A 23,360-nucleotide genomic window follows, 5' to 3' on the forward strand; every position below is an offset into this window, starting at 1 on the left:
CTAATCTCTTGGTATGTCATCAGTATAGTCATCGAACCGGAGAGAACTGTCTTGCGCAGCCTCTGTCGTCGGACCATGAAATCCCATAGGGCCGATACAATGGGTGGCTGTGAAGGATTACAGGAACGAACGCGAACGCCGCGAGAGCCGTCGCCGCAACATCGTGCGTGCGGTGTGCGTGGTCGTCGCCGCGGCCATGCTGGTGGCCCTGGTGGTTCCTGCGATCTACGCGGGTCTTTGACGTCACCGCATGCGCGTCGCGGCGATGCGGAGGCGTGACGGATGGCCATCGCAGGCCTTTCGCCAGGTTCCGGCGGTGATTCGGCAACGGATTGCCGGTCATCTTTCCGATCGCTCGTCTGACGCGGGACGCGGATCGTCCGGCAGGTTTTCGATAACGGTAGACAACGGTATATAAGGTGGAACACGATGGCAGAATTTGATTTTTCACAGGCGCTGGGCGAGGCCCGCGCGAAATACGGGACGATCGAGAAGGCGCTTGACGTCGACCGGCTCAAGGGCGAGGTCGCCGAGCTGGAGCAGGAGGCCTCGCAGCCGAATCTCTGGGACGACGTGGAGCACGCGCAGAAGATCACCAGCCGGCTCTCGGGCAAGCAGAACCTGATCAAGAGGCTCTCCTCGCTCTCCGGCCGCCTCGACGACATCGAGACGCTCTACGAACTGGGGCAGGAGGAGGACGACCCCGACTCGATGAAGGAGGCCCAGAAGGGCGTCGAAGAGCTGCAGAAGGACCTCGACGAGATGGAGATCCAGACCCTGCTCGACGGCGAGTACGACGAGCGCAGCGCGGTGGTGACCATCCGTTCCGGCGCCGGCGGCGTGGACGCGGCCGACTTCGCGCAGATGCTGCTGCGCATGTACATGCGCTGGGCCGAGCGCAACGGCTATAAGGCCAAGGTGATGGACACCTCCTACGCCGAGGAGGCCGGCATCAAGTCCGCCACCTTCCAGGTCGACGCCCCCTACGCCTATGGCCGCCTTTCCGTGGAAGGCGGCACGCACCGTCTGGTGCGCATCTCGCCCTTCGACAACCAGGGCCGCCGCCAGACCAGCTTCGCCGCCGTCGAGGTGGTGCCGCTGGTCGAGGAGACCGACCACATCGACATCCCCGACTCCGACATCCGCGTGGACACCTACTGCTCCTCGGGCCCCGGCGGCCAGGGCGTCAACACCACCTATTCCGCGGTGCGCATCACCCATCTGCCCACTAACATCGTGGTGACGATGCAGGACGAGCGCAGCCAGATCCAGAACCGTGCCGCCGCCATGGCCGTGCTGCAGTCGCGCCTGTTGGTGCTGCGCCACGAGGCCGAGGCCAAGAAGAAGAAGGAGCTGGCCGGCGATATCAAGGCCAGCTGGGGCGACCAGATGCGCTCCTACGTGCTGCACCCCTACCAGATGGTCAAGGACCTGCGCACCGGCTACGAAACCAGCCAGACCCAGGCCGTCTTCGACGGCGACATCGACGGGTTCATCGACGCGGGCATCCGCTGGCGCCACGAGAACCGCCGCCAGGCCGAGTTGGAGGCCGAGCAGGCCGGCGACGACAAGCGCTGAGCGGATGCCTGGTGGATGCCACGGCGCTTCGCGGCCGTGGGGTTCGTACAATATAGTATGTTCGCTTGAAAACGAGGTAAGGACGGCAACATGGCGTTGATTACATTGGATCAGGTCACCAAGATCTATCCCAAGGGCACGCGTCCGGCGCTGGACCGCGTCAACCTGAGCGTGGACCGCGGCGACTTCGTCTTCCTGGTCGGCGCCTCCGGTTCCGGCAAGACCACGCTGCTGAGCCTGCTGTTGTGCGAGGAGGAGGCCACCGACGGCGAGATCCGCGTGGCCGGCAACGACCTGCGCCGCCTCACCTCGCGCCAGATCCCGCAGTACCGTCGTTCCATCGGCTTCGTCTTCCAGGACTACAAGCTGCTCAACAACAAGACCGTCTGGCAGAACGTCGCCTTCGCGCTCGAGGTCATCGGCACCCGCCGCTCGACCATCAAGTCGCTGGTGCCCAAGGTCCTCGAGACCGTGGGGCTCACCGGCAAGGAGAAGAACTATCCGCGCGAGCTCTCCGGCGGCGAGGCGCAGCGCGTGGCCATCGCCCGCGCCTACGTCAACCATCCGCAGATCCTCTTGGCCGACGAGCCCACCGGCAACCTCGACCCCACCACCTCGCTGGGCATCATGGAGGTGCTCGACGCCATCAACCGCACCGGCACCACTATCGTGATGGCCACCCACAACGAGGAGATCGTCAACTCCATGCGCAAGCGCGTCGTGGAGCTGCACGAGGGCTCGATCGTGCGCGACGAGCAGAACGGCAGCTACGATTCAGCGCTCTACTTCCCCGACGCCGAGGTGGAGTCGAAGGCCAAGAGCGTCATCAATCCGTATATGAAGAATGGCGGTGCGCAGCTGCAGGCCGCCAAGGCCGCCAACGGCCAGGGCGGCGACCGCGCCACATCGGCCAGCGAGGCCGTCGACGCCGTCGCCGACGCGGTGGGGCAGGGGACCGGCGAGGACAGCGGCATCGCCAGGCTGGCCAACTCCGTGCACTCCGGCAGGACCGGCCACTACGGCGAGGCCTTCCAACCCGCCGAGTCCACCATGACCTGGGGCAAGGGCCTGAGCGAGGCCGAGGTCACCGGCGTGCGCGACGCGATCAGCGACCGTACCATCATCGACGCGGACGCCGGCGAGAGCAAGCCTGCCGCGGGCGGTGCCAATGCCGGTGATGCCAATGCCAACGCCGCCGCCAACGCGGGCAGCGCCAAGCCTTCCGTCTCGCCGTCGCTGCCTCCGGTGCCACCCGCGCCAAACGGCGATTCCGGCGATGCCAAGGGCAAGGCCTCGAAATACGACGACCGCGCCCGGGGCGGCCAGAGCAACGCGAACGGCGGCAAGAAGGAGAATCAGCGATGAGAATGAGGTTCATACTTTCCGAGACCTGGACGAGCCTTCGCCAGAACGTCTCCATGATTCTTTCGGTCATGCTCGTCACCTTCATCTCCTTCGTCTTCATCGGCGCCTCGGGCCTCATGCAGGCCCAGGTCACCAAGGCCAAGGGCGATTGGTACAAGGAGGTCGAGGTGGTCGTCTGGCTCTGCCCGGACGGCACCAGCCAGTCCGCCAACTGCTCGGCCGGCAAGGCCCCGAGCAAGCAGGAGGTCGTGCAGCTCGAGGAGAAGATCCACCGCGACCTCAACAACGAGGTCTCCAAGGTCACCTACGTGAGCCGCGAGGACTTCTACAAGCACACCTTCCTGAAGCAATACCCCAACGGCGTCTACCAGGGCCGCACCCTGACCGCCGCCGACATGCAGGCCTCGCTGCGGCTGAAGCTGCGCGATCCCACCAAGTACCAGGAGGTCTCCGAAACCCTGACCGGCAGCAACGGCGTCGAGGAGGTGCTCGACCAACGCCAGATCTTCGACCCGGTCTTCAACATCCTCAACAAGGCCACCGTCGTCACCGTGGTGCTGGCGGTGGTGATGGTGGTGGTCGCGGTCATGCTCACCGGCACCACCATCAGGATGAGCGCGGCGAGCAGACGCAACGAGACCGAGATCATGCGCCTGGTGGGCGCCTCGAACTGGACGATTCGGTTGCCCTTCATCCTCGAGGGCGTCTTCGCCTCGCTCGTCGGCTCGCTGCTTTCGGCCGGCACCCTGAGCCTGATCGTCAAGGTGTTCATCACCGACTGGCTCGCCCGCACGGTGCAGTGGATGCCCTATATCGACCAGAGGACGGTGTGGCTGATGGCCCCGGTGCTGGTGGTCGGCGCGGTGCTGCTCTCCGCATGCGCCTCGGCGGTCTCGCTGCGCCGCTATCTCAAGGCCTGAGCGACGGTCGCGCCGAAATGTGAAGGATTATCAAAGGGAAATAACGCCCGTTCGGGCGGTATGGTTACAATGGTAAGTCCAAAGGTAGGAAAGGTGAGTTCCATGCTCAAGCAGAAATGGATCAGCGCGGCTTCCAGCATGCTGCTGGCCACCGCCACGGTGTGTGGCGCGGCGGCCATGTCCATGACGGCCAGCGTGCCGCAGGCCCAGGCATCCACCCAGAGCGATTACCAGCAGGCTTCGGCCACCGAGGCGGACCTCAAGAGCCAGCTGGCCGGGGTCGACAGCGATCTGGCCAACCAGATCCTCGAGCTCAACGACCTGACGAACAACAAGATCCCCGCGGCCCAGGCGGCGGCCCAGAACGCCCAACAGGGCGCCGACCAGGCCAAGAGCCTGGCGCAGGCCACCTCCGACCGTCTCGCCGCGGCGCAGAAGGACAAGTCGGACCTCGAGGCGAAGATCAAGAAGACCGGCGTCGATTTCGACGACGCCAAGGCCGGAGTCGCCGCCCAGGCGCGCGAGAGCTTCCATGGCTCGCACGCGGCCGACGTGATGGACGTGGTCACCAAGTCCGGCACCACCAAGGACTTCGTCGACAAGATGCAGTCCTCGGCGGCCGTCACCCGCAGCGAGGCCAACGCGGCCGACGCCGACGCCAACACCCTCGGCACCTCGATGAACCGCAAGCAGCGCCTGAACGCCATCGAGACACAGATTTCCAAGCTCAAGGACCAGGCCGACAGCCAGGCCGCCAGCGCGCAGCAGGCCGCCGAATCGGCGCAGGCCCAGCAGAGCAGTCTGCAGGCCCTGCGCGACCAGGGCGCCCAAGCCCGTGCGAGCCTCGAGGCCCAGAAGAGTTCGCTGACCACGCAGTCCTCGCAGCAGGCGGCCCAGCTGGCCATCCTGCAGTCGCAGGTGGATGCGGAGAACGAGCAGTTCGGCAACCAACAGGCGGATCCCACCCAGGGCACCAGCCAGCAGGGCAGCGCCGGCAACGTGCAGAGCAATCCCTCGCCTGTGGCCGCGGCTCCCTCGCCGGTCTACGGCGGTGGCGGCCATCCCTCCGGTGACTCGGGCAACGCCTATCCGCCGCGCCAGTGCACCGAGTGGGCCTATCTGCGTCGCCACCAGCTCGGCCTGCCCGTGGGCTCCTACTTCGGCAACGGCGGCTCGTGGGCCAATTCCGCCCGCGCGCTCGGCTACCAGGTCGACCGGACGCCTTCCTACGGCGCCATCGTGGTCTTCTATCCCGGCCAGAGCGTCGGTGGCCATTGGATCGCCGACCCCTACTACGGCCACGTCGCCATCGTCGAGGGCGTGTGGGGCAACACCATCGCCATCTCCGAGGGCGGCACCGGATTCGCCACCTTCCCGGCCAACGAGGTGCTCAACGACGCCTACAACTACGAATACATCCACAACTGACCGATAGCTTTCGGGAAGTTCGACTCGGGCGCGCCATTCGCAAAGGATGGCGCGCCTGTGTTATGGTCGGACTGTCATGCCATCCGGGCGTCGGGATGACGAACACGAACAAGGAACGGGCTTTCACATGGCTAAGGAACAGGGTACGAAGCTGATCGCGCAGAACCGCAAGGCGCGGCACAACTACACCATCGAGGACCATTACGAGGCCGGGCTGGTGCTCACCGGCACCGAGGTCAAGTCGCTGCGCGAGGGCAGGGCATCGTTGGCGGAGTCGTTCGTCTCCATAGACCGTCACGGCGAGATCTGGCTCGAGAACGCGAACATCCCCGAATACCTCAACGGCACCTGGAACAACCACGCGCCCAAGCGCAAGCGCAAGCTGCTGCTGCACGCCTCGCAGATCGCCAAGCTCTCCCGCCAGACCGAAGCCAAGGGCTATACCATCGTGGCGCTGAGCCTCTACTTCAAGGACGGCCGGGTGAAGGCCGAGATCGCTCTGGCGCGAGGCAAGAAGGAATACGACAAGCGGCAGGCGCTGCGCGAGGCCCAGGACAAGCGCGAGGCCCTGCGAGCGATGCGCTACAAGAACCGGCTCGTGCGCTGAGCCGTCCATCGCGTCCGCCGCCGTGGCCGGGCGTGTCTTGTTGGATGTAGCCACGGGCACCTGAGTGTATACGAGAATCGGAACGTCGGCGACGAAGCCGCTTCCGATGGCGTCAACGACGAGGCGAGAACCATGCAAGCAACGATTTTGAGGATGGGACCGTTTCTTTTCGAGACCTTGTCGCGTATATTGTATACTGAATAAAAAACAGCTCAATATGCAGAGTGCGCCAGAAAATGCCATTGAGCTCTCACGAGGAATGCCACTGAATATATTAATTTATGATGATGCTTGCAGGAATCAAACAAACGGTAAGAAAACGTTAATATAAAGCCAAAAACATAGTGATATTGATGGGTGAAATAGCTTGTTCGAAAGTATTTCCGTGCATTTTCATACAAAAGAAAGTCGATTGTGATAACGGTCCATATGGTGATACGGAATGGTGAATAAATACAGGTCGCAGCATATTATGTCAGCAATCAACGAATCGATCGTTGGTGGGAACAGGGGAGGAACGGATATGTCAGCTACATCAGGATTATGGGGCAAGGCGGCCAAAGGCGCGCTTGCGGGATGCTGCGCGTTGGCGATGCTGGTGACGATGGGGGCCTGCGGCACCACCGACGCCAACGACAAGCCGGCGGCCAACACCAAGGGCGCGGACCTGAGCCAGGTGAAGAAGGACGCGAAGATCGCGGCGATGCTGCCGGAATCGGTGAGCAAGGACGGCAAGTTCACCGTCGGCGTCTCGCCGGACTTCGCGCCCGCCGAGTTCCTCGACACCGACGGCAAGACACCCATCGGCTACGACATGGACTTCGGCAAGGCCATCTCGAAGGTCTTCGGCCTCAAGTTCGAGCCGGTCTCCGCGGTCTTCGACTCGATCATGCCCTCCATCGGCAGCAAGTTCGACGTCGGCCTCTCCGGCTTCACCGTCGACCCCAGCCGCAAGGACGCCGGCGAATTCGTCTCCTTCCTCAAGGAAGGCTCCTCCTACACGGTCAAGAAGGGCAACCCCAAGAACGTGAAGGTCGACGACCTGTGCGGCCACAGCGTGGCGGTGCAGTCCGGCGTCTCTCAGGAGCAGACGGTCAAGAAGGCCAATCAGCAGTGCGTGGCCCAAGGCAAGAAGCCGATCGACATCCAGTCGATGAAGCAGCAGACCAGCGTCACCACCGCCGTGGCCACCGGCAAGGCGGACGCCTTCTGCGCCGACACGCCCATCGCCGGCTACGCGGTCAAGGAGAACGGCGACGCCCTGCAGCTGATCGGCAAGAGCTTCGACGAGACCACCGAGGCTGTGGTGGTGCCCAAGGGCGACATGCAGACCGCGAAGGCCGTGCAGGCCGCGCTGCAGAAGCTCATGGACGACGGCACCTACACCAAGATCCTCAAGGCCTGGGGCAACCAGACCAGCGCGATGAGCCAGGCGAGGATCGAGACCTTCGACGAGGGCAAGCAGGAGTAACGGCCACAAGCGTACAAACGGACTGGCGGTCGGCCGGCCGATTCATCGGCTGGCCGGCCGGGTGGACAGCGCGAACAACACCGCGTCTGAAGAAGATGGGGGTTCGAACCCCCGGGAAAGGTGACGTCGATGGCACGTCGAAAACAACCGGAATGCCCTGAGGTACCCAACGAGATCAAGGCGTTGCCGGTGCGACGTCCCGGCTCGCTGGTCGCCGGGGTGATCGTGGCGCTGCTGGCGGTCATGCTCGTCCGCGGCATGGCCACCAACCCGAACTTCGAATGGGACCTGGTGTGGAAGTACTTGTTCAACGAGCACGTCCTCAACGGCATCGGCTGGACGCTGGTGCTCACGGTCACCTCGATGCTCATCGCCATCGTGCTGGCGGTGCTGCTGGCGGTGATGCGCAAGTCGGTCAACCCGGTGCTGCGCGGGGTGAGCTGGTTCTGGATCTGGTTCTTCCGTGGCACGCCAATCTACACGCAGCTGGTCTTCTGGGGCCTCTTCGCGGTGCTGATTCCGCACCTCACGCTGGGCATCCCCTTCACCGGCATCCACTTCTGGCAGATGGACACCGCCCAGCTCAACAAGGTCATCGCCCCCGGGTTCCTGGCCGCCATGCTCGGCCTGGCGCTCAACGAGTCCGCCTACCTGGCCGAGATCGTGCGCGCCGGACTCGAGGCCGTGGACCCCGGGCAGAGCGAGGCCGCGCAGGCGCTGGGCATGTCGCGCTCAATGATCATGCGCCGCGTGATCCTGCCCCAGGCCATGCGCATCATCGTCCCGCCCACCGGCAACGAGGTCATCAGCATGCTCAAGACCACCTCGCTGGTCTCCGCGGTGCCGTTCTCGCTCGAACTGCAGTTCGCCACCGACGCGATCGCCAACCGCATCTACAAGCCAATCCCGCTGCTCATCGTGGCCTGCTTCTGGTACCTGGTGGTCACCTCGATCCTCATGGTCGGGCAGGCATGGCTCGAACGCTATTTCGGCAAGGGCTTCGACGGCCAGTCCGCCATGCCGGCCGGCGGCGACGGCGGGGATGGGGCGGCCGAGCCCAAGGCCAAGGCCGCGCCGAAAGCATCCATTGACGGCGACAGGACCCCCGAGTTCCTCGGGCTCAACGCATAAGGCAGGACGGAAGATGAACGAACAGACAGCGAACGAAGAACCGTTCGAAGCCGCGCAGACCGCGCAGACCGCGCAAACTGTGCCGGAAATGCCGGCGGCGCAGGATCCGCGGGGTCAGGCGGGCGTTATCCCCGCGGTGAAGGCCACCCAAGTGCACAAGGTCTACGGCAGCCTGCACGTGCTCAAGGGCATCGACCTGACCGTCATGCCCGGCACCGTCACCGTGATCCTGGGGCCCTCCGGCTCCGGCAAATCCACGTTCCTGCGCCTGGTCAACCAGCTCGAGACGCTCACCGGCGGCAGCATCGAGGTCGACGGCGAGCTCAACGGCTACCGGCACGTCGAACAGCACGGAGCCGACGTGCTCCAGACGCTCAACGACAAGGAGATCGCCCGCCAGCGTGCCAAGATCGGCATGGTCTTCCAGCGCTTCAACCTCTTCCCGCACCGCACCGTGGTCGAGAACGTGATGGAGGCGCCCGTCCACGTGGCCAAGGTGCCCAAGGAGCGGGCGCGGCAGGAGGCCATGGCGCAGCTGGAACGCGTGGGGCTCGCCGACCGCGCCGACTACTACCCGATGCAGCTCTCCGGCGGTCAGCAGCAGCGCGTCGCCATCGCCCGCGCGCTGGCCATGCACCCCGGCATCATGCTCTTCGACGAGCCCACCTCGGCGCTCGACCCGGAGCTGGTGGGGGAGGTGCTCGGCGTGATGCGCTCGCTGGCCGACGCGGGCATGACCATGATCGTGGTGACCCACGAGATCGGATTCGCGCGAGAGGTCGGCGACCAGATCGTCTTCATGGACGGCGGGGTCGTCGTCGAGAAGGGCGGCCCGGAGATCATCGACGAGCCCAAGGAGGCGCGGTTCCGGGACTTCCTGAGTCACGTACTGTAGCTGAGGGTTAGTGGCGCTGTTTCGGCGGGATATGCCATGTTCGAGACACTCACGGACCGTTCGGCCAAGCCAACGCTCGAACATGGCATATCCCGCCGAAACAGCTTGCACTGGTGTTTGTGGGGGAGCGGATTCATTAACACTGATGTGGTGAGGGGCCTGATTCGCTTGAGCCGGTGGTGTCCACTGTGTGAGTTGGGTTACTTGGTTGTCTGCGTTGGGTGAATCTTTCGGCGTGGGTATGGGCTTTCCATGGTTGGTCACGTAGACTGAGTCGTTATGTGTGGAATTGTTGGATTCGCAGGTAATCAAACCGCTTGTGGCAAACCGTTGGAAGTCTGCATGCAAGGCCTCAAACGCTTGGAATATCGTGGCTATGACTCCGCGGGCGTGGCGCTCGTCGCCCCCGGGATGGGCACGGTGGCCGTGCGCAAGAAGGCCGGCCGTCTTTCGAACCTCGCCGCCGAGATCGAACGCAGCCCCCTGCCCGACGCGACGGTGGGCATCGGCCATACCCGCTGGGCCACCAACGGCGAGCCGAACGACGTCAACGCGCACCCGCATACCAGCGCCGACGGCCACGTCGCCATCATCCACAACGGCATCATCGAGAACGCCGGAAGGCTGAAGCTCGACCTGCAGGCCGAGGGATACACGTTCGTCTCCGGCACCGACACCGAGGTGGCCGCGAAGCTTCTGGGCAAGACCGCCAACACCATCATCGACGAGACGGGCAAGCCGGACCTCTTCGAGGCCTTGCGCCGCGTGGCCCGCATGCTTTCCGGTGCCTTCACCATCCTCGCCGTCGACTCGCGCCAGCCCGATATCGTCGTCGGCGCCCGCCACGACTCCCCGCTGGTCGTAGGCCTCGGCGACGGCGAGAACTTCCTGGGCTCCGACGTCGCCGCGTTCGTCGCCTACACCAAGAAGGCGATGGAGCTGGGGCAGGACCAGGTCGTGTGCATCAGCGGCTCCGAGGTCACCGTCACCGATTTCGACGGCAACGAGATCGACGACAACCGCCGCTTCACCATCGACTGGGATGCCAGCGCCGCCGAGAAGGGCGGCTGGGACTCCTTCATGGACAAGGAGATCCACGAGGAGCCGATGGCCGTGCGCAACACGCTGTTCGGACGCTTCAACGACGCCGGCGACATCACCCTCGACGAGGTGCGCATCGATCCCGAGGTCTTCCGCGCCGTCGACAAGATCATCGTGGTCGCCTGCGGCAGCGCCAGCTACGCCGGCATGGTGGCCAAGTACGCCATCGAGCACTGGGCGCGCATCCCCGTGGAGGTCGAGCTCGCCCACGAGTTCCGCTACCGCGACCCGATCCTGACACCGAGGACGCTCGTCGTGGCGATCTCGCAGTCCGGGGAGACCATGGACACGCTGATGGCCATACGCCACGCCCGCGCCCAGGGCTCCAAGGTGCTCGCCATCTGCAACACGCAGGGCTCCACCATCCCGCGCGAATCCGACGCCGTGCTCTACACGCACGCCGGACCCGAGGTGGCCGTCGCCTCCACCAAGGCGTTCGTCGCCCAGATCATCGCCTCCTACCTGCTCGGCCTCTACCTGGCGCAGGTCAAGAACACGCTCTACCACGACGAGATCAGCCAGATCATCGACCAGCTCAAGGTGATGCCCGAGAAGATCCAGTGGATCCTCGACAACCAGGCCGACGCCATCCAGAGCGCCGCCGAGCGGCTCGTCGACGCGCGCTCCTTCCTCTTCCTGGGCCGCTACGTGGGCTACCCGGTGGCCATGGAAGGCGCCCTGAAGCTCAAGGAGATCGCCTACACGTTCACCGAGGGCTTCGCAGCCGGCGAGCTCAAGCACGGGCCGATCGCGCTGGTCGAGGAGGGTGAGCCCGTCGTGGTCATCGTCCCCTCCGCCCGCGGGCGCAACGTGCTGCACGACAAGGTGGTCTCCGGCATCGAGGAGGTCAAGGCCCGCGGCGCCTTCACTCTCGCCGTGGCCGAGGTCGGCGATCCCGACGCCGAGAAATACGCGGACGTCGTCTTCTGGCGGCCCGCGTGCCCGACGCTGATGAGCCCGCTGGTCGACGTGATCTCGCTGCAGCTCTTCGCCCTCGACGTCGCCAGGCTCAAGGGCTATGACGTCGACAAGCCCAGGAACCTGGCGAAGTCCGTAACGGTTGAGTGATGTGAGGGTTAGACAGTGCTGATTCGGCGGGATATGCCATGTTCGAGACACTCACGGACCGTTCGGCCAAGCCAACGCTCGAACATGGCATATCCCGCCGAATCAGCTTGTGCTGGTGTTTGGGGTGGAGCGGATTCATTGGCACTGATGTGGTGAGCGATCTGGTTCGTTCGGCCAAGCCTACGCTCGAGCAACGCATATCCCTACCAGACGCTTGTGCTGGTGTTTGGGGTGGAGCGGATAACGTTGACGACGCGCAGGACATTCTGCCTGGTCGTTCCTGTGCGGGCCAGGAGAAGGGGACTACGAGATCGCGGTGAAATCGGTATGCCGTAGAATCGGCTGTATGTGTGTCTATGGTCGAGGGACCGCCTGATGGGGAAGCACCGCTTGGTGAGTGACGAGCCGGAGGTGCCGTTCGCGCTGCGCGTCATCTACGAGGACGAGGCGATCGTGGTGGTGGACAAGCCGCACTTCCTGGCGACCACGCCACGGGGGATGTGGTACCGGCAGACCGCGCTCATCCGGCTCCGGGAACGCTATGGTGACCAGCAGATCACGCCCGCGCACCGGCTCGACCGGCTGACCGCCGGCGTGGTGCTCTTCGTGCGCGACCCAAGCCTGCGACGCGCCTACCAGATGCTCTTCCAGGACCATCGGGTGCGCAAGACCTACGAATGCCTCGCACCCGCCAGGCCAATCACCAGGCCGGCGACGGGCACCATCGAACGGCTCGATCGCCCCGCCGTCTTCCCGCTCAAGCGGCGCTCGCACATCGTCAAGCAACGCGGCCGCCTGCAGGCCTACGAGATCCCCGGCGAGGTCAACGCGCAGACCGTCATCACCCTGGGCGACACCGATACCGGTGCCGGCACCGACGCGAAAACCGTGGCGCAAGGCTACCGCCGCTACGTGCTGCGTCCGCTGACCGGCAAGACCCATCAGCTGCGCGTGCACATGAACTCGCTGGGCCTGCCGATCAAGGGCGACGACCTCTACCCGGCGGTGAGGAAGCCTGATTACGCGGATTTCTCGGACCCGCTGCAGCTGGTGGCCCGTTCGATGAGCTTCACCGACCCGGTGACAGGGGAGGAGCGGACCTTCACCTCGAGCATCCCCTTGGGCTGAGCGGATCGAATGGCAGGCGGCACGGGAGTTGGCCCACGGCCGGATCCGGAGCGAGCCGGAGGCGACGCCGCCGACCCGCGTCGCGGTAGGCTCGGCAGGCTAGACTGGGGTCTCATCAAGACAAGCACGGAGGGCATGGGCATGGCATCTACGAGGTGGGGCGCGCGCCTGCTCGCCGTGGTCTCCGCGTTCGCCATGCTCCTCGCCGTGGCCGGGTGCGGCGCCCGCGACAACCGCACGGTGGTGACCGTCTGGTCGTGGGAGCCCAGCATGCGCGCCGAGGCCCGCGCCTTCGAGAAGGCCAATCCCGACATCCGCGTCGACATCGTCTCCACCAGCGGCTACGACAACCTCAACTCCGCCATCCAGGACGGCTACAACATGCCCGACGTGGTGCAACTCGAATACTTCGCACTGCAGCAGTACGCCATCAGCGGCCAGCTGCGCGACATCACCGACCGGACCCAGGGCTACGGCGCCATGTTCACGCCCGGCACCTGGTCGAGCGTGCGGCTCAACAACCGCGTCTACGGCGTGCCCATGGACTCGGGGCCGATGGCGTTCTTCTACAACCAGGACCTCTTCGCGCAGGCCGGCGTCGACGCCTCGTCCATCCACACCTGGGACGACTACTACCAGGCCGCCAAGAAACTCAAGGCCATCGGCGTCTACATCGCCGCGGACGGCGGTGACGCCAGCTTCTACAACGCCATGATCTGGCTGGCCGGCGGCAGGCCCTTCCACACCTCAGGCGACGGGATGACCGTGACCGTCAACCTCGAAGGCGACACGGGAACGCGCGAGTTCACCAAGTTCTGGCAGAGGATGATCGACGAGGGGCTGGTCGACACGCATCTGGCCACATGGTCGGACGGCTGGAAGAACGCCGTCGCCGGCGGCAGCGTGGCCTCCATGTTCTCAGGGGCGTGGATGCCCTCGATGCTCCTGGCCGACGTGCCGGGCGGCGCGGGGCTCTGGCGGGTCGGCCGGATGCCCACCCCCGACGGCTCCGTGGTCGATTCCGAGAACGGAGGATCGGCGCTCGCCGTGCTGCACCTGAGCCGCAAGCCCGACGCCGCCATGCGCTTCGTCGACTACGTGTGCAAGAGCCGCGCCGGCATCGCCAAGCGCGTCGACGGCGGCGCCTTCCCGGCCGACACCGCCAGCCTCAACTCGCGCTCGTTCCTGACCAAGACCACCATCCGCGACTCCCGGGGCGTCGACGTGCCCTATTTCGGCGGCCAGGAATTCAACCGGGTGCTCGCCGGCTCCGCCGAAAGCGTCTCGCTGGGCTACCAATACCTGCCCTTCGAGGTCTACTCGCGCGGCGATTTCGGCAACACGGTGGGCCAATCCTACTCCTGGACGACGCGGCACCGTTCGCTGCAACGCGCCAAGGAGCGCATCCGAGAGGGCCAGAGCAACTGGGACGGCACCCCGATCGAGGTGCCGGACGACCCGGGTCCCAAGGTCAGCCTGGCCAAGGGGATAGGGCTGTGGCAGAAGGACCTGAAGGAATACGGCATCAACCAGGGCTTCACCATCCAGTGAGCCGGTGACGGCCGGAGACTGCACGGTGGCGGAAGCGCTCACGCGTTCTTACGGTAGATGATCGCCATGCCCTTGAAGATGAGGTCCGGGTCGTAGATGTCGATGCGGTCGGTGTCGTCCTTGAACACCGAGGCGAGCCCGCCGGTGGCCACCACCTTGAAGTCCTCGTCGATCTCGGCGCGGAACTGGTCGATGGTCCTCTCGATGCCACCCAGGAAACTGTAGTAGAGGCCGGCCTGCATCGCGGTCTTCGTGCCCTTGGCGAGGATGGAGCCGGGGCGGGTGATCTCCACCTCGGGCAGCTGCGCCGTGCCGCTCACCAGCGAGCCCACGGCGGTCTGCAGTCCCGGGCTGATGAGTCCGGCGGTGATCGCCTTGCGCGCGTCGACGTAGTTGAAGGTGGTGGCCGTGCCGAAATCCGCCACCAGGATCGGCCCGCCATAGAGCTCGTAGGCGCCCACGCAGTCGGCCAGGCAGTCGGCGCCCAGCGATTTCGGATCGTCCATGCGGATGGAAAGCCCCGAGCGCACGCCCGGGCCGACGACCATCGGGTCGATGTCGAGGAACTTGACGACGCTGGAACGGAAGGAATGCATCACCTGGGGCACCACCGAGGCGATGATCACGTCGTCGACGTCGCCGGCCTTGAGGCCTTTGAGCGCAAGGAACTGCAGCATCATCAGGCCGTACTCGTCGGAGGTGTGGCGCGCGCTGGTGGTGATGCGGTAGGTGCCCAGGATGCGGGTGCCGTCGAGCAGGCCGATGACGATGTTGGTGTTGCCGATGTCGACCGCGATGAGCATGGTGATCCTTTCGTCCCGGAGCGCCGTCAGTCCGTTGGCCGCGCCTCCATATCCGCTTCGATTCTAGTGCGGGCCGTTGCCTTCGCCGCTTGCGCCGGATGTCGCGGCGGTGCCTGCGATTTCCCAGCGATGGTCTAGACTTGGGTTCGTGCAGACGACCCCTACGGGCGGCTAGCGCGCAACATGATAACGATCGAAGAGGAAACATGCCAACCAATCCAGGTGCGCACGATGATGACGGCGCAACCAAGCACAGCAACAGCATGACATCCGGCGAGGCGAACGCCCAGGACCAGGCGCGGGGCGCGTCCGCCAGCACCGACGAGACGCTCAATGCCCACGTCAAAGGCGCTTCGTCCGGCGCGTCCGGCAAGGGGGCGAACGGCCATGGCAAACGGCGCTGGCCGTGGCTGCTGGTGGCGGCCGTGGTCGTGGTGGCGATCGTCGTGGCCGTCGTGGTGCTGCGCAAACCCGGCTCCGGCCAGGCTCAGGGCAAGAGGGCCGATACGGTGTCCATCGGACTGAAGCTGGCGCCCACGAACCTCGACATCCGCAACCAGTCCGGCTCCGCGCTCGACCAGGCGCTGATCGGCAACGTCTACGAGGGGCTCGTGGCCCGTGACGGCGAGAACAAGGTCGTCCCGGCGCTGGCGAAGAGCTGGGAGAAAAGCGCCGACGGTACCACCTATACCTTCCATCTGCGAGACGGCATGGTCTTCTCCAACGGCGACAAACTCGACGCCCGCGACGCGGCATGGTCCATCGACGAGCTGGTGCGCCATGACTACCACGAGGCCGAGTCGCTGCAGAACTTCAAGTCCGTCACCGCCCCCGACGCCAGCACCGTGCGCATCGAGCTGAGCGCCCCCTACGCCAACCTGCTCTGGGCGCTGACCGGCAGGCCCGGCCTGGTGCTCGACCGCGAGGCGCGCTACGACCCCAAGACCCAGGCGGTGGGCAGCGGCCCCTACACCGTCGCGAAATTCACGCCCAACGACTCCATCACCCTCAAGGCCAACGCCAGATACCGCGGCCCGAACAAGGCCAAGACGCAGAACGTCGTCCTGCGCTACTTCGGCGACGACAACGCCGCCGTCAACGCGCTGAAATCCGGGGACGTGCAGGTGCTCGCGCCGGTCACCGAGAACCTCGCCGAGCCCTTCGTCAAGGACAAGGCGCATTTCAACGTCGCGGCCGGCGACGACACCGACAAATACGTGCTCGCCATGAACTCCAAGGGCGCCAAGACCAGTGACAAGCGCGTGCGCGAGGCCATCCGCTACGGCATCGACCACAAACAGCTCATCGCCTCCCGTGGCGGCGCCGACAGACCGATGGGCGGTCCGATCCCCTCGCTCGACCCGGGCTACCAGGACCTCACCGGCCTCTACCCCCACAATCCGGCCAAGGCCCGCCGCCTGATGCGCCAGGCCGGCTACACCCCGCAGCACCCGCTGCGGCTGCGCCTGACCTACGCCAACACCTACGGCACCGAGCTCGGCGACCAGCTGCGCGCCCAGCTCAAGCCCATCGGCATCGACCTGAAGGTCAACGTCGTCGAGTTCTCCACCTGGCTGCAGGACGTCTACGACAACAAGGACTACGACCTCTCCCTGGTCGACCACAACGAGAGCCACGACTTCTCGCAATGGGTCAACGCCAAGTACTACTACAACTACGACAACGCCAAGGTGCGCGCCCTCTACGACAAGGCCATGGCCGCCACCAGCGACAAGGAGCGCGACCGCGACCTCGCCCTGGCGGCGAGGCAGGTGAGCGAGGACGCGCCCGCCGACTGGCTGTTCAACTACCGCATCACCACCGCGCAGGCCACGGGCGTCAAGGGCTTCCCGCTGAACCTCAACCAGGTGCTGCTGCCGCTCTACGACGTCACCTACACGCCGGTGAAATAGGCGGACAGGGCGAACGACAGGACGACACCATGAGACGGTTCATCATCGAGCGGCTGGCGCTGTTCATCGGCGCGCTGGCGGGCATATCCGTGGTCATCTTCGCGGCCCTGCGCATCCTGCCGGGTGACGTGGCCACGGTGATGGCCGGGCTCAACTCGCCTCCGGACAAGGTGGCGCGGATCCGCGCGCAGATGGGCCTCGACCGACCGCTCGTGCTCCAGTACGGCGACTGGATGGGCGGGCTGCTGCGCGGCGACTTCGGCAAATCGCTGCTCACCGGCCGTTCGGTGACCTCCACGGTCGCCATGCGCGCCTCGATCACCTTCCCGCTCATCGTCATGGGGCTGGTGGTGGCGCTCGCGGTCGGCCTGTCGCTCGGGGTCGCGGCCACGCTGGCCACCCGCCCTGCCGCGCGCTCCTGCTTCCATTTCTTCGGCATCGTCGGCGGCTCCATCCCGGCGCTCTGGGGCGGCCTGCTGCTCATCCTGCTCTTCTCGCGGGGCACCGGGCTCATCGGACTGTTCCCCTCGCAGGGGTTCCCGCAGCGCGGCTGGCATGACACGGGCGCGGCGCTGCTCTCGCTGGTGCTGCCCGCGCTCACCGTCGGCATCATCGACGGCGCGAGCCTCATGCGCTACACGCGTTCCGCCCTGGCCGACCTGCTCTCCAGCGGCTACCTCGACCAAGCGATGGCCTGCGGCTACACCCGGCGCCAGGCGGTGCTCAGGGTCGGCCTGCGCCTGGCCATGCCCCAGCTGGTGAGCGTGGTCGGCCTGATGTTCGCCGGCATGGTCACCGGGGTCATGGTCATCGAGAACCTCTTCGCGCTGCCGGGCATCGGCTACGGGCTGGTCACCGATCTGGGCAACCGCGACCTGATCGCCGTGCAGAGCGAGCTGTTCATGCTGGCCGCGTTCTTCCTGGCGATGGGATTCGTGGTCGACGTGCTGCACCGGCTGCTCGATCCCAGGCTCAAGAGCTCGTTGGAAGGAGGGCGCTGATGGCCGCTGACAATGGTGGAAAGAAGGTCGCGGCGCCGGCCCTCGCCCCGTTGGCCCGCAAGGCCGCCGTCGTGCTGCGCTCGATCTGGGCGCGCGGCGAGGGCCGGTTCGCGCTGGTCGTGCTGGCGCTGTGGCTGGCGGTATCGCTGATCTCGCTGGTCTGGACGCCGCAATCGCTGTGGAGCACGGACGGCTACCACGTCTGGCAGGGGCCGACGGCCGCGCACTGGCTGGGCACCGACGGCACCGGCTCCGACGTGCTCAGCTGGCTGATGGCCGGGGCGCGCACGAACCTGCTGATCGCCGTGCTGGCGGTGGCGCTGGCCGGCGTGCTGGGCATGGCGCTGACCGCGGCGATGGTCTCGCGCTCGGCCACGGTCTCCGGGGTCTCGGCGGTGCTCGTCGACGCGCTGATCTCCATACCCACGGTGCTGATCGCCCTCATCCTGGCGGTGCCGATGGGCGCCTCCGTGGCCGTCATCGTCATCGCCTGCGGCATCGGCTACGGGCTCAACCTGGCGCGCATCGCCCGTCCCCAGGCGCTGCTGGCCGCCAACTCCGGCTACGTGGATTCCGCGCTCGCCAACGGGGCGTCGTGGTTCTCTGTGCTCGTGCGCCACATCATGCCCAACACGATGCCCACGATGACCGTCCAGCTCTCGCTTTCGGCGGGCACCGCGGTGCTGGCGGAAAGCGGACTGACCTACCTGGGCGTCGGCGTGCCCAGCGGCGTGCCGAGCTGGGGGCATTCGCTGGCCACGTCGGTCAAGTTCATCGACGTCTACCCGCTCACCGTGCTCTGGCCGGGACTCATCGTCACCGTGGTCGTGGTGGCCCTGAACGTCTTCGGCGACGTGCTGCGCGACGCGGTCGACCCGGTGGCCAATCCGGCCCTGAGGGAGGTGGCGTGATGGCAATCGAGGTCTCCGGCCTTTCGGTCGATATCGGCGGCAGGCCCATCGTGAGCGACGTGGCGATGGGTGTCGCCGACGGTGAGCGCGTGGGCTTGGTCGGCTCCTCCGGCTCCGGCAAATCCATGATCGCCAAGGCGCTGCTGGGGCTGCTGCCACGCCAGGCGTCGGCGTCCGGTTCGGCGAGGCTCGGCGGCACGGAGGTCATCGGGGCCGATGAGACCACGTTGGCCGGCCTGCGCGGCCGCTACGTGGGTGTGGTCTTCCAGAATCCCGGCTCGTCGCTCAACCCGGTGCTCAGCGTCGGCAGGCAGATCGAACTGCCGCTCAAGCTGCACTATGACCTGGACGCCGGCGACCGGCACGAACGCGTGATGGCGATGATGCGCAAGGTCGGCCTCGACGCGTCATTGGCCGGCCGCTACCCGCACGAACTCTCCGGCGGCCAGCAGCAGCGCGTCGGCATCGCCACGGCGCTCATCACCTCGCCGCGCTTGATCATCGCCGACGAACCGACCACGGCCCTCGACTCCATCACCCAGCGCCAGATCGTCGACCTGCTGGTCTCCCTGGTCGACGGCGCCGGCGCCTCGATGCTGTTCATCACCCATGACTTCTCGGTGCTCGCCCGGGCCACGAGCCGCTGCTATGTGCTCGACCGGGGCCGCATCGTCGACTCGGGCCAGACCGCCGGGCTGCTCGCCTCGCCGCAGGTCGCGCAGTCCAGGAGGCTCGTCGAGGCCGCCAGGAAACTGACCCTGGGCGGGCCTGATATGGAGACGTTGTGATGCGGTGCATTGGAAAATCGTCCGTCGTGACGCACACACTAACCGGCGAATCAAAAACGGAGGCCCGGAATTCCGGGGGTCGTTTTTTGATTCCCGGGTTAGTGTGTGCGGGGAATGGGGAAACCGATGACTGAAACGCATGAATTGCTCGCCGGACGTGGCATCGGCCGCGTCTTCGGGCGCGGCAAGGCGCGTCAGGCCGCCCTGCGCGACGTCGACATCGACGTCAGGCCGGGGGAGTGCCTGGCCATCATCGGCGGTTCCGGTTCCGGCAAATCGACCCTGGCCCGCATCCTTCTGGGGCTCGACCGGCCCGACTCGGGAACGGTCACCTACCGTGGGGAGCCAGTGGACGGGCCGCGCTCGCAGGGCTACCGGCTGCTGCGCCGCGAATCCGGCCTCGTCTTCCAGGATCCCTTCGCCTCGCTCGACCCGCGCTGGAGGGTCGAACGCTCCGTCGGCGAGCCGCTGAGGATCCAACATCATGGCATCGCGGGCGACGAGCTGCGCGACAAGGTCGCCGACGCGCTGGATTTGGTCGGCCTCGATGCCGGGGAGTTCATGGGCCGCTATCCGGCGGACCTTTCGGGCGGGCAGGCCCAGCGCGTGGCCATCGCGCGCGCCGTGGTGGCCGGCCCCAGCCTCATCGTCGCCGACGAGCCGATGAGCGCCATCGACGTGGCCGCCAGGCTGCGGATCCTCGAGGCGTTCGCCACGATCCGCAAGGCCAGGCCCGAGACCGCGATCGTCATGATCTCGCACGACCTCGGCGTCGTCCAGCACATCGCCGAACGCATCGTCGTGCTGCACGACGGCTCCGTGGTCGAGACGGGACCGTGCGACGAGGTGCTCGGCCACCCGAAATCGGACTATGCCAGGCAGTTGGTCGCCGCGGCGTCGCTATGAGCGAGCGTGCGCGGAGCGGCTATTCGACGACGTTGAAGCGTTCGCCGTTGTAGAAGGCGAGGATGGAGCGCGCCACCTGGCGTGACATGTCGTGGTAGGCGTCATCGGCCCGCCAGGCGACGTGCGGGGTGAGGATGACGCCGGGAACCGAGCGCAGCGGGTCGTCGGCCGGCAGCGGTTCCTTGTCGAAGACGTCGAGCGCCGCGCGGATGTCGCCGCGCCCCAGGCGGGAAACTAGGGCCCCGTCCTCGATGAGTTCGGCGCGGGCGGTGTTGATCAGCAGGCTGCCGGGCCTCAGTTTCTCCAGGTCGTCGGCGGTGATGACCCTGTCGGTCTCCTCGTTGAGGGGCAGATGGAGGCTGACGATGTCGCTGTGGGCCATGAGCTCGGCGATGGTGTCGACGCGGATCGTGCCGAGCGAGCGGGCCGTGGCGGCGTTGACGTGCGAGTTCCAGACCATGGTGCGCATGCCGAAGCCGTCGGCGATGCGGGCGACGCTCTGGCCGATGCCGCCGAAGCCGATGATGCCGAGCGTCTTGTCTTTGAGCGCGAACCCCTCGCGTCCGGACCAGTTTCCGGCGCGGATGCCGCGGTCCATGGCGCCCACGCCGCGCGCGAGCTCGAGGATCAGCGCGAAGGTGTATTCGGCCACGGTCTCATCGCCGTAGTGCACGGTGTTGCACACGCGGATGCCCAGCTCCCGGGTGCGTTTCAGGTCGATGAAGTTGCTCACGCCGGTGCCGCCGAAGACGAAGCAGCGCACGTGGTCGGCGAGCTTCTCGAGCAGGGGGCCGTTGACGTGGAAGCCGATGACCATCACGGTGTCGGCCTGCGCGCAGCGCTCGACGATGGTGTCGGCGTCGATGTTGAAGTCCTTGTACATTCTCACCCTGGCGACGTCGTGCAGGATCCTCAGGCTGGAGGCGAGCGGGCGGTACATCGCCTCGAACATCGTGGGGACCACCACCAGTGGCAGGTCGGTGCGTTCGGGTTGCGTTTCGATATAGTCCATGCTTCCAGAATAATTCCCGTTCCCGCCGATGTGAAGTCGATGGCCACGCTTGCCTCGATGCGGGGCGACATGATATGCTATATCGTATAGCAGCCGATGGCTGGGTGGTGGCTGGCCGATGACGGCGAAAGGAGAGGCCATGACGATGGTGCAGATGAACGTGCGCGTCGACGCCGGGGTGAAGGCCGATGTCGACAAGATTCTCGAGCGCCTGGGGGAGACGCCCAGCTCCGTGGTGCGCCGGCTCTGGGACTGCATCAGGGACCGCGGGCAGGTGCCCGACCTGATGACCGGCGAGCAGGAAGCCGACCTGGAGGCCGAGAAACGCAGGAAGCTCGGCAGGATCGGCAACATGAACGGCATCGTTCCGCGGCTGCTGGAAAGCATGGGGCTTGTAGGGTCGGGGGCGGACCCGTTCGGGGCGATGTCGGCCGCGGAACTCCATGATTACGCCGACGAGCAACGGTACCTTGACTACGTCCAGGAAAGCGGAGGTGAGCGATGAGTGGGGAAAGCCGCAACATCGTATTGGACACCAATGTGCTCATCGACCTGGTCATGCACCGCTCACGTGGGGAGTCGGCGGCTCTGCGACTGCTGGATGAATGCGTCGAGCGGAATCTGAATCCGATGTGCGTCTCCCTGTCGCTCAAGGATGTCGACTACATCGTCAAAGTGAACGTCAAGAGGGAATTCAAGGATGCGATGGCCGGGGTGGAGCGTATCACCGTTCGGCAGATGGTGTCGCAGATCGGCTGGACCAGTGTGGAGTCGATCCTTGGGGTCTGCGAGGTCGCTCCCGTCGACGGCGAGGTATGTGCGAAGGCGCTGGAGCTGCGCTCCGTGCATCCCGATTACGAGGACGACCTCATCGTCGCGGCGTCACGGCAGGCGGGCGCCGACATGGTGGTGACGGGGGACCAGACGCTGATCAGGCATTTCCCCGATCTATGCGTCAGCGTGGAGGACGCGCTCAAACGGGTGGAAAGCCAATCCGAAGACGGAGCCTGAGCCAGGCGACCCGGGTGGTCTCGGGTCGGTACGGCAATCTTTATAGAGTGGGAACAAAGGTCCGGCGCTCGCCGGATACGAAACGGAAGAGGAGCTTGACATGGCTGGCAAGGCATTGATCATCGTGGATGTGCAACCGACGTTCTGCGAAGGCGGCGAGTTGGGAGTCGAGGGAGGAACGGCGGTGGCCGAACGCATCGCGAAATACGTAGGCGCGCACCGCGCCGACTACGTCTACATCGCCACCACGCAGGACTGGCACATCGAGCCGGGCTCGCACTTCTCCGAGCATCCCGATTTCGTCGACTCATGGCCCAGGCACGGCGTGGCGGGCACCCCGAACGCCGAGCTAATGCCGCAGATCGCCGCCCTTGGCGTCGTCCACCACTTCAAGAAGGGGCAGTACGCCTCGGCGTATTCGGGCTTCGAGGGCATCGAGGACAACACCGACCGCGTGCAGACGCGCGACGAGTTCGCCACGATGCAGAAGGACGGCAAAACGTTGGCGCAGGGGCTCAAGGACGCCGGCGTCGACCATGTCGATGTGGTCGGCCTGGCGGAATCACACTGCGTCAAGGAGACCGCGCTCGACGCCAAGAAGCTGGGCTACGGGGTCACGGTCTTCGAGGACATGACCGAACCGGTCAGCGCCGAACAGGGTGTGAGCGCCCGCAAACAGATGAAAGATGCCGGCGTGCGGCTGGCCAACGGCCTCGAAGGCTGAGAACCGTTGGGCGCGGTCTCTTCGGAGCCGGCCGACGGCATACATGCG

Annotated in this window: 21 protein-coding genes and 1 pseudogene; 20 read left to right on the forward strand and 2 right to left on the reverse strand. The window is 65.8% G+C overall.

All coding sequences use genetic code 11. The annotated features are described in order from the left end of the window. Nucleotides 1-109 precede the first annotated feature (109 nt). From PT282_RS02715 to PT282_RS02770, 12 genes and pseudogenes are all read left to right on the forward strand, one after another. Nucleotides 110-241, forward strand: coding sequence for a hypothetical protein (locus PT282_RS02715; RefSeq protein WP_277168045.1), 132 nt, complete (start codon nt 110-112; stop codon nt 239-241). Nucleotides 242-429: 188 nt separating this feature from the next. Further along, entirely contained in the window at nt 430-1,578 is a 1,149-nt protein-coding gene (gene prfB, locus PT282_RS02720; protein ID WP_277168046.1) for a peptide chain release factor 2, read from the forward strand. A gap of 90 nt (nt 1,579-1,668) precedes the next feature. Further along, nucleotides 1,669-2,649, forward strand: a pseudogene (ftsE, locus tag PT282_RS02725) (cell division ATP-binding protein FtsE); the annotation flags it as partial. A gap of 290 nt (nt 2,650-2,939) precedes the next feature. Further along, on the forward strand, nt 2,940-3,863 hold the full coding sequence (ftsX, locus tag PT282_RS02730) for a permease-like cell division protein FtsX (RefSeq protein ID WP_277168048.1): 924 nt from the start codon (nt 2,940-2,942) through the stop codon (nt 3,861-3,863). Nucleotides 3,864-3,965: 102 nt separating this feature from the next. Continuing rightward, on the forward strand, nt 3,966-5,291 hold the full coding sequence (locus PT282_RS02735; protein WP_277168049.1) for a CHAP domain-containing protein: 1,326 nt from the start codon (nt 3,966-3,968) through the stop codon (nt 5,289-5,291). Between the two features lie 127 nt (nt 5,292-5,418). Then, nucleotides 5,419-5,898, forward strand: a complete 480-nt coding sequence (smpB, locus tag PT282_RS02740) for an SsrA-binding protein SmpB (protein ID WP_277168050.1) — start codon at nt 5,419-5,421, stop codon at nt 5,896-5,898. Between the two features lie 523 nt (nt 5,899-6,421). Continuing rightward, nucleotides 6,422-7,369, forward strand: coding sequence for an ABC transporter substrate-binding protein (locus PT282_RS02745; protein ID WP_277168051.1), 948 nt, complete (start codon nt 6,422-6,424; stop codon nt 7,367-7,369). Nucleotides 7,370-7,498: 129 nt separating this feature from the next. Further along, on the forward strand, nt 7,499-8,500 hold the full coding sequence (locus PT282_RS02750) for an amino acid ABC transporter permease (protein WP_308201364.1): 1,002 nt from the start codon (nt 7,499-7,501) through the stop codon (nt 8,498-8,500). Nucleotides 8,501-8,588: 88 nt separating this feature from the next. Then, nucleotides 8,589-9,395 carry an amino acid ABC transporter ATP-binding protein gene (locus tag PT282_RS02755; RefSeq protein ID WP_277168916.1) on the forward strand — a complete coding sequence of 269 codons (807 nt, stop codon included), beginning with the start codon at nt 8,589-8,591 and terminating at the stop codon, nt 9,393-9,395. A gap of 279 nt (nt 9,396-9,674) precedes the next feature. Next, nucleotides 9,675-11,564 (forward strand): glutamine--fructose-6-phosphate transaminase (isomerizing), encoded by a 1,890-nt coding sequence (glmS, locus tag PT282_RS02760; RefSeq protein ID WP_277168052.1) that lies wholly within the window; start codon nt 9,675-9,677, stop codon nt 11,562-11,564. A gap of 375 nt (nt 11,565-11,939) precedes the next feature. Further along, nucleotides 11,940-12,692, forward strand: a complete 753-nt coding sequence (locus PT282_RS02765; protein WP_277168053.1) for a pseudouridine synthase — start codon at nt 11,940-11,942, stop codon at nt 12,690-12,692. 195 nt (nt 12,693-12,887) lie between these two features. Further along, nucleotides 12,888-14,243 (forward strand): sugar ABC transporter substrate-binding protein, encoded by a 1,356-nt coding sequence (locus tag PT282_RS02770; protein WP_374114160.1) that lies wholly within the window; start codon nt 12,888-12,890, stop codon nt 14,241-14,243. A 38-nt stretch (nt 14,244-14,281) separates the two neighbouring features. On the opposite strand, the gene PT282_RS02775 is transcribed toward PT282_RS02770, so the two are convergent. Next, nucleotides 14,282-15,046: a type III pantothenate kinase gene (locus PT282_RS02775; RefSeq protein WP_277168055.1), complete on the reverse strand. Its 765-nt coding sequence runs from the start codon at nt 15,044-15,046 to the stop codon at nt 14,282-14,284. A gap of 206 nt (nt 15,047-15,252) precedes the next feature. Here PT282_RS02775 and PT282_RS02780 point away from each other — a divergent pair, with 206 nt between their 5' ends. The 5 genes from PT282_RS02780 to PT282_RS02800 all read left to right on the forward strand — a co-directional run bounded on the left by PT282_RS02780 (nt 15,253) and on the right by PT282_RS02800 (nt 20,565). Beyond that, nucleotides 15,253-16,959 carry an ABC transporter substrate-binding protein gene (locus PT282_RS02780; RefSeq protein ID WP_277168056.1) on the forward strand — a complete coding sequence of 569 codons (1,707 nt, stop codon included), beginning with the start codon at nt 15,253-15,255 and terminating at the stop codon, nt 16,957-16,959. Between the two features lie 29 nt (nt 16,960-16,988). Continuing rightward, a complete protein-coding gene (locus tag PT282_RS02785; RefSeq protein ID WP_277168057.1) occupies nt 16,989-17,960 on the forward strand; it encodes an ABC transporter permease in 972 nt (323 codons plus the stop codon). Continuing rightward, entirely contained in the window at nt 17,960-18,871 is a 912-nt protein-coding gene (locus tag PT282_RS02790) for an ABC transporter permease (protein WP_277168058.1), read from the forward strand. Before PT282_RS02785 ends, PT282_RS02790 begins: the two co-directional genes overlap by 1 nt. Further along, complete coding sequence (locus PT282_RS02795; protein WP_277168059.1) at nt 18,871-19,659, forward strand: ABC transporter ATP-binding protein; 789 nt, start codon at nt 18,871-18,873, stop codon at nt 19,657-19,659. Before PT282_RS02790 ends, PT282_RS02795 begins: the two co-directional genes overlap by 1 nt. A gap of 126 nt (nt 19,660-19,785) precedes the next feature. Then, on the forward strand, nt 19,786-20,565 hold the full coding sequence (locus PT282_RS02800) for an ABC transporter ATP-binding protein (protein WP_277168060.1): 780 nt from the start codon (nt 19,786-19,788) through the stop codon (nt 20,563-20,565). 19 nt (nt 20,566-20,584) lie between these two features. Here the strand turns inward: PT282_RS02800 and PT282_RS02805 are convergent, their stop codons facing one another. Continuing rightward, the gene (locus tag PT282_RS02805; RefSeq protein WP_277168061.1) at nt 20,585-21,577 is read right to left on the reverse strand and encodes an NAD(P)-dependent oxidoreductase; all 993 of its coding nucleotides are present in this window, start codon (nt 21,575-21,577) and stop codon (nt 20,585-20,587) included. A 139-nt stretch (nt 21,578-21,716) separates the two neighbouring features. On the opposite strand from PT282_RS02805, the gene PT282_RS02810 reads away from it, so the two are divergent. The 3 genes from PT282_RS02810 (at nt 21,717) to PT282_RS02820 (ending at nt 23,312) form a co-directional block, all read left to right on the forward strand. Further along, nucleotides 21,717-22,082 (forward strand): damage-inducible protein J, encoded by a 366-nt coding sequence (locus PT282_RS02810; protein WP_277168062.1) that lies wholly within the window; start codon nt 21,717-21,719, stop codon nt 22,080-22,082. Beyond that, entirely contained in the window at nt 22,079-22,588 is a 510-nt protein-coding gene (locus tag PT282_RS02815; RefSeq protein WP_277168063.1) for a PIN domain-containing protein, read from the forward strand. The genes PT282_RS02810 and PT282_RS02815 overlap by 4 nt, the downstream gene beginning before the upstream one ends. Before the next feature lie 100 nt (nt 22,589-22,688). Next, the gene (locus tag PT282_RS02820; protein WP_277168064.1) at nt 22,689-23,312 is read left to right on the forward strand and encodes an isochorismatase family protein; all 624 of its coding nucleotides are present in this window, start codon (nt 22,689-22,691) and stop codon (nt 23,310-23,312) included. The last annotated feature ends 48 nt before the right edge of the window (nt 23,313-23,360 follow it).

Source organism: Bifidobacterium sp. ESL0763, from assembly GCF_029433395.1.
Classification (GTDB): domain Bacteria; phylum Actinomycetota; class Actinomycetes; order Actinomycetales; family Bifidobacteriaceae; genus Bifidobacterium.

What these genes read in the sequence shown, in the direction of transcription:
- PT282_RS02735 (WP_277168049.1), top strand. Translation starts at nt 3,966, where the DNA reads ATGCTCAAGCAGAAATGGATCAGCGCGGCTTCCAGCATGCTGCTGGCC.
- PT282_RS02765 (WP_277168053.1), top strand. Translation starts at nt 11,940, where the DNA reads ATGGGGAAGCACCGCTTGGTGAGTGACGAGCCGGAGGTGCCGTTCGCG.
- PT282_RS02820 (WP_277168064.1), top strand. Translation starts at nt 22,689, where the DNA reads ATGGCTGGCAAGGCATTGATCATCGTGGATGTGCAACCGACGTTCTGC.
- PT282_RS02810 (WP_277168062.1), top strand. Translation starts at nt 21,717, where the DNA reads ATGACGATGGTGCAGATGAACGTGCGCGTCGACGCCGGGGTGAAGGCC.
- glmS (WP_277168052.1), top strand. Translation starts at nt 9,675, where the DNA reads ATGTGTGGAATTGTTGGATTCGCAGGTAATCAAACCGCTTGTGGCAAA.
- PT282_RS02785 (WP_277168057.1), top strand. Translation starts at nt 16,989, where the DNA reads ATGAGACGGTTCATCATCGAGCGGCTGGCGCTGTTCATCGGCGCGCTG.
- smpB (WP_277168050.1), top strand. Translation starts at nt 5,419, where the DNA reads ATGGCTAAGGAACAGGGTACGAAGCTGATCGCGCAGAACCGCAAGGCG.
- PT282_RS02745 (WP_277168051.1), top strand. Translation starts at nt 6,422, where the DNA reads ATGTCAGCTACATCAGGATTATGGGGCAAGGCGGCCAAAGGCGCGCTT.
- PT282_RS02790 (WP_277168058.1), top strand. Translation starts at nt 17,960, where the DNA reads ATGGCCGCTGACAATGGTGGAAAGAAGGTCGCGGCGCCGGCCCTCGCC.
- ftsX (WP_277168048.1), top strand. Translation starts at nt 2,940, where the DNA reads ATGAGAATGAGGTTCATACTTTCCGAGACCTGGACGAGCCTTCGCCAG.
- PT282_RS02805 (WP_277168061.1), bottom strand. Translation starts at nt 21,577, where the DNA reads ATGGACTATATCGAAACGCAACCCGAACGCACCGACCTGCCACTGGTG.
- PT282_RS02795 (WP_277168059.1), top strand. Translation starts at nt 18,871, where the DNA reads ATGGCAATCGAGGTCTCCGGCCTTTCGGTCGATATCGGCGGCAGGCCC.
- PT282_RS02800 (WP_277168060.1), top strand. Translation starts at nt 19,786, where the DNA reads ATGACTGAAACGCATGAATTGCTCGCCGGACGTGGCATCGGCCGCGTC.
- PT282_RS02750 (WP_308201364.1), top strand. Translation starts at nt 7,499, where the DNA reads ATGGCACGTCGAAAACAACCGGAATGCCCTGAGGTACCCAACGAGATC.
- prfB (WP_277168046.1), top strand. Translation starts at nt 430, where the DNA reads ATGGCAGAATTTGATTTTTCACAGGCGCTGGGCGAGGCCCGCGCGAAA.
- PT282_RS02780 (WP_277168056.1), top strand. Translation starts at nt 15,253, where the DNA reads ATGCCAACCAATCCAGGTGCGCACGATGATGACGGCGCAACCAAGCAC.
- PT282_RS02770 (WP_374114160.1), top strand. Translation starts at nt 12,888, where the DNA reads ATGCTCCTCGCCGTGGCCGGGTGCGGCGCCCGCGACAACCGCACGGTG.
- PT282_RS02755 (WP_277168916.1), top strand. Translation starts at nt 8,589, where the DNA reads ATGCCGGCGGCGCAGGATCCGCGGGGTCAGGCGGGCGTTATCCCCGCG.
- PT282_RS02775 (WP_277168055.1), bottom strand. Translation starts at nt 15,046, where the DNA reads ATGCTCATCGCGGTCGACATCGGCAACACCAACATCGTCATCGGCCTG.
- PT282_RS02815 (WP_277168063.1), top strand. Translation starts at nt 22,079, where the DNA reads ATGAGTGGGGAAAGCCGCAACATCGTATTGGACACCAATGTGCTCATC.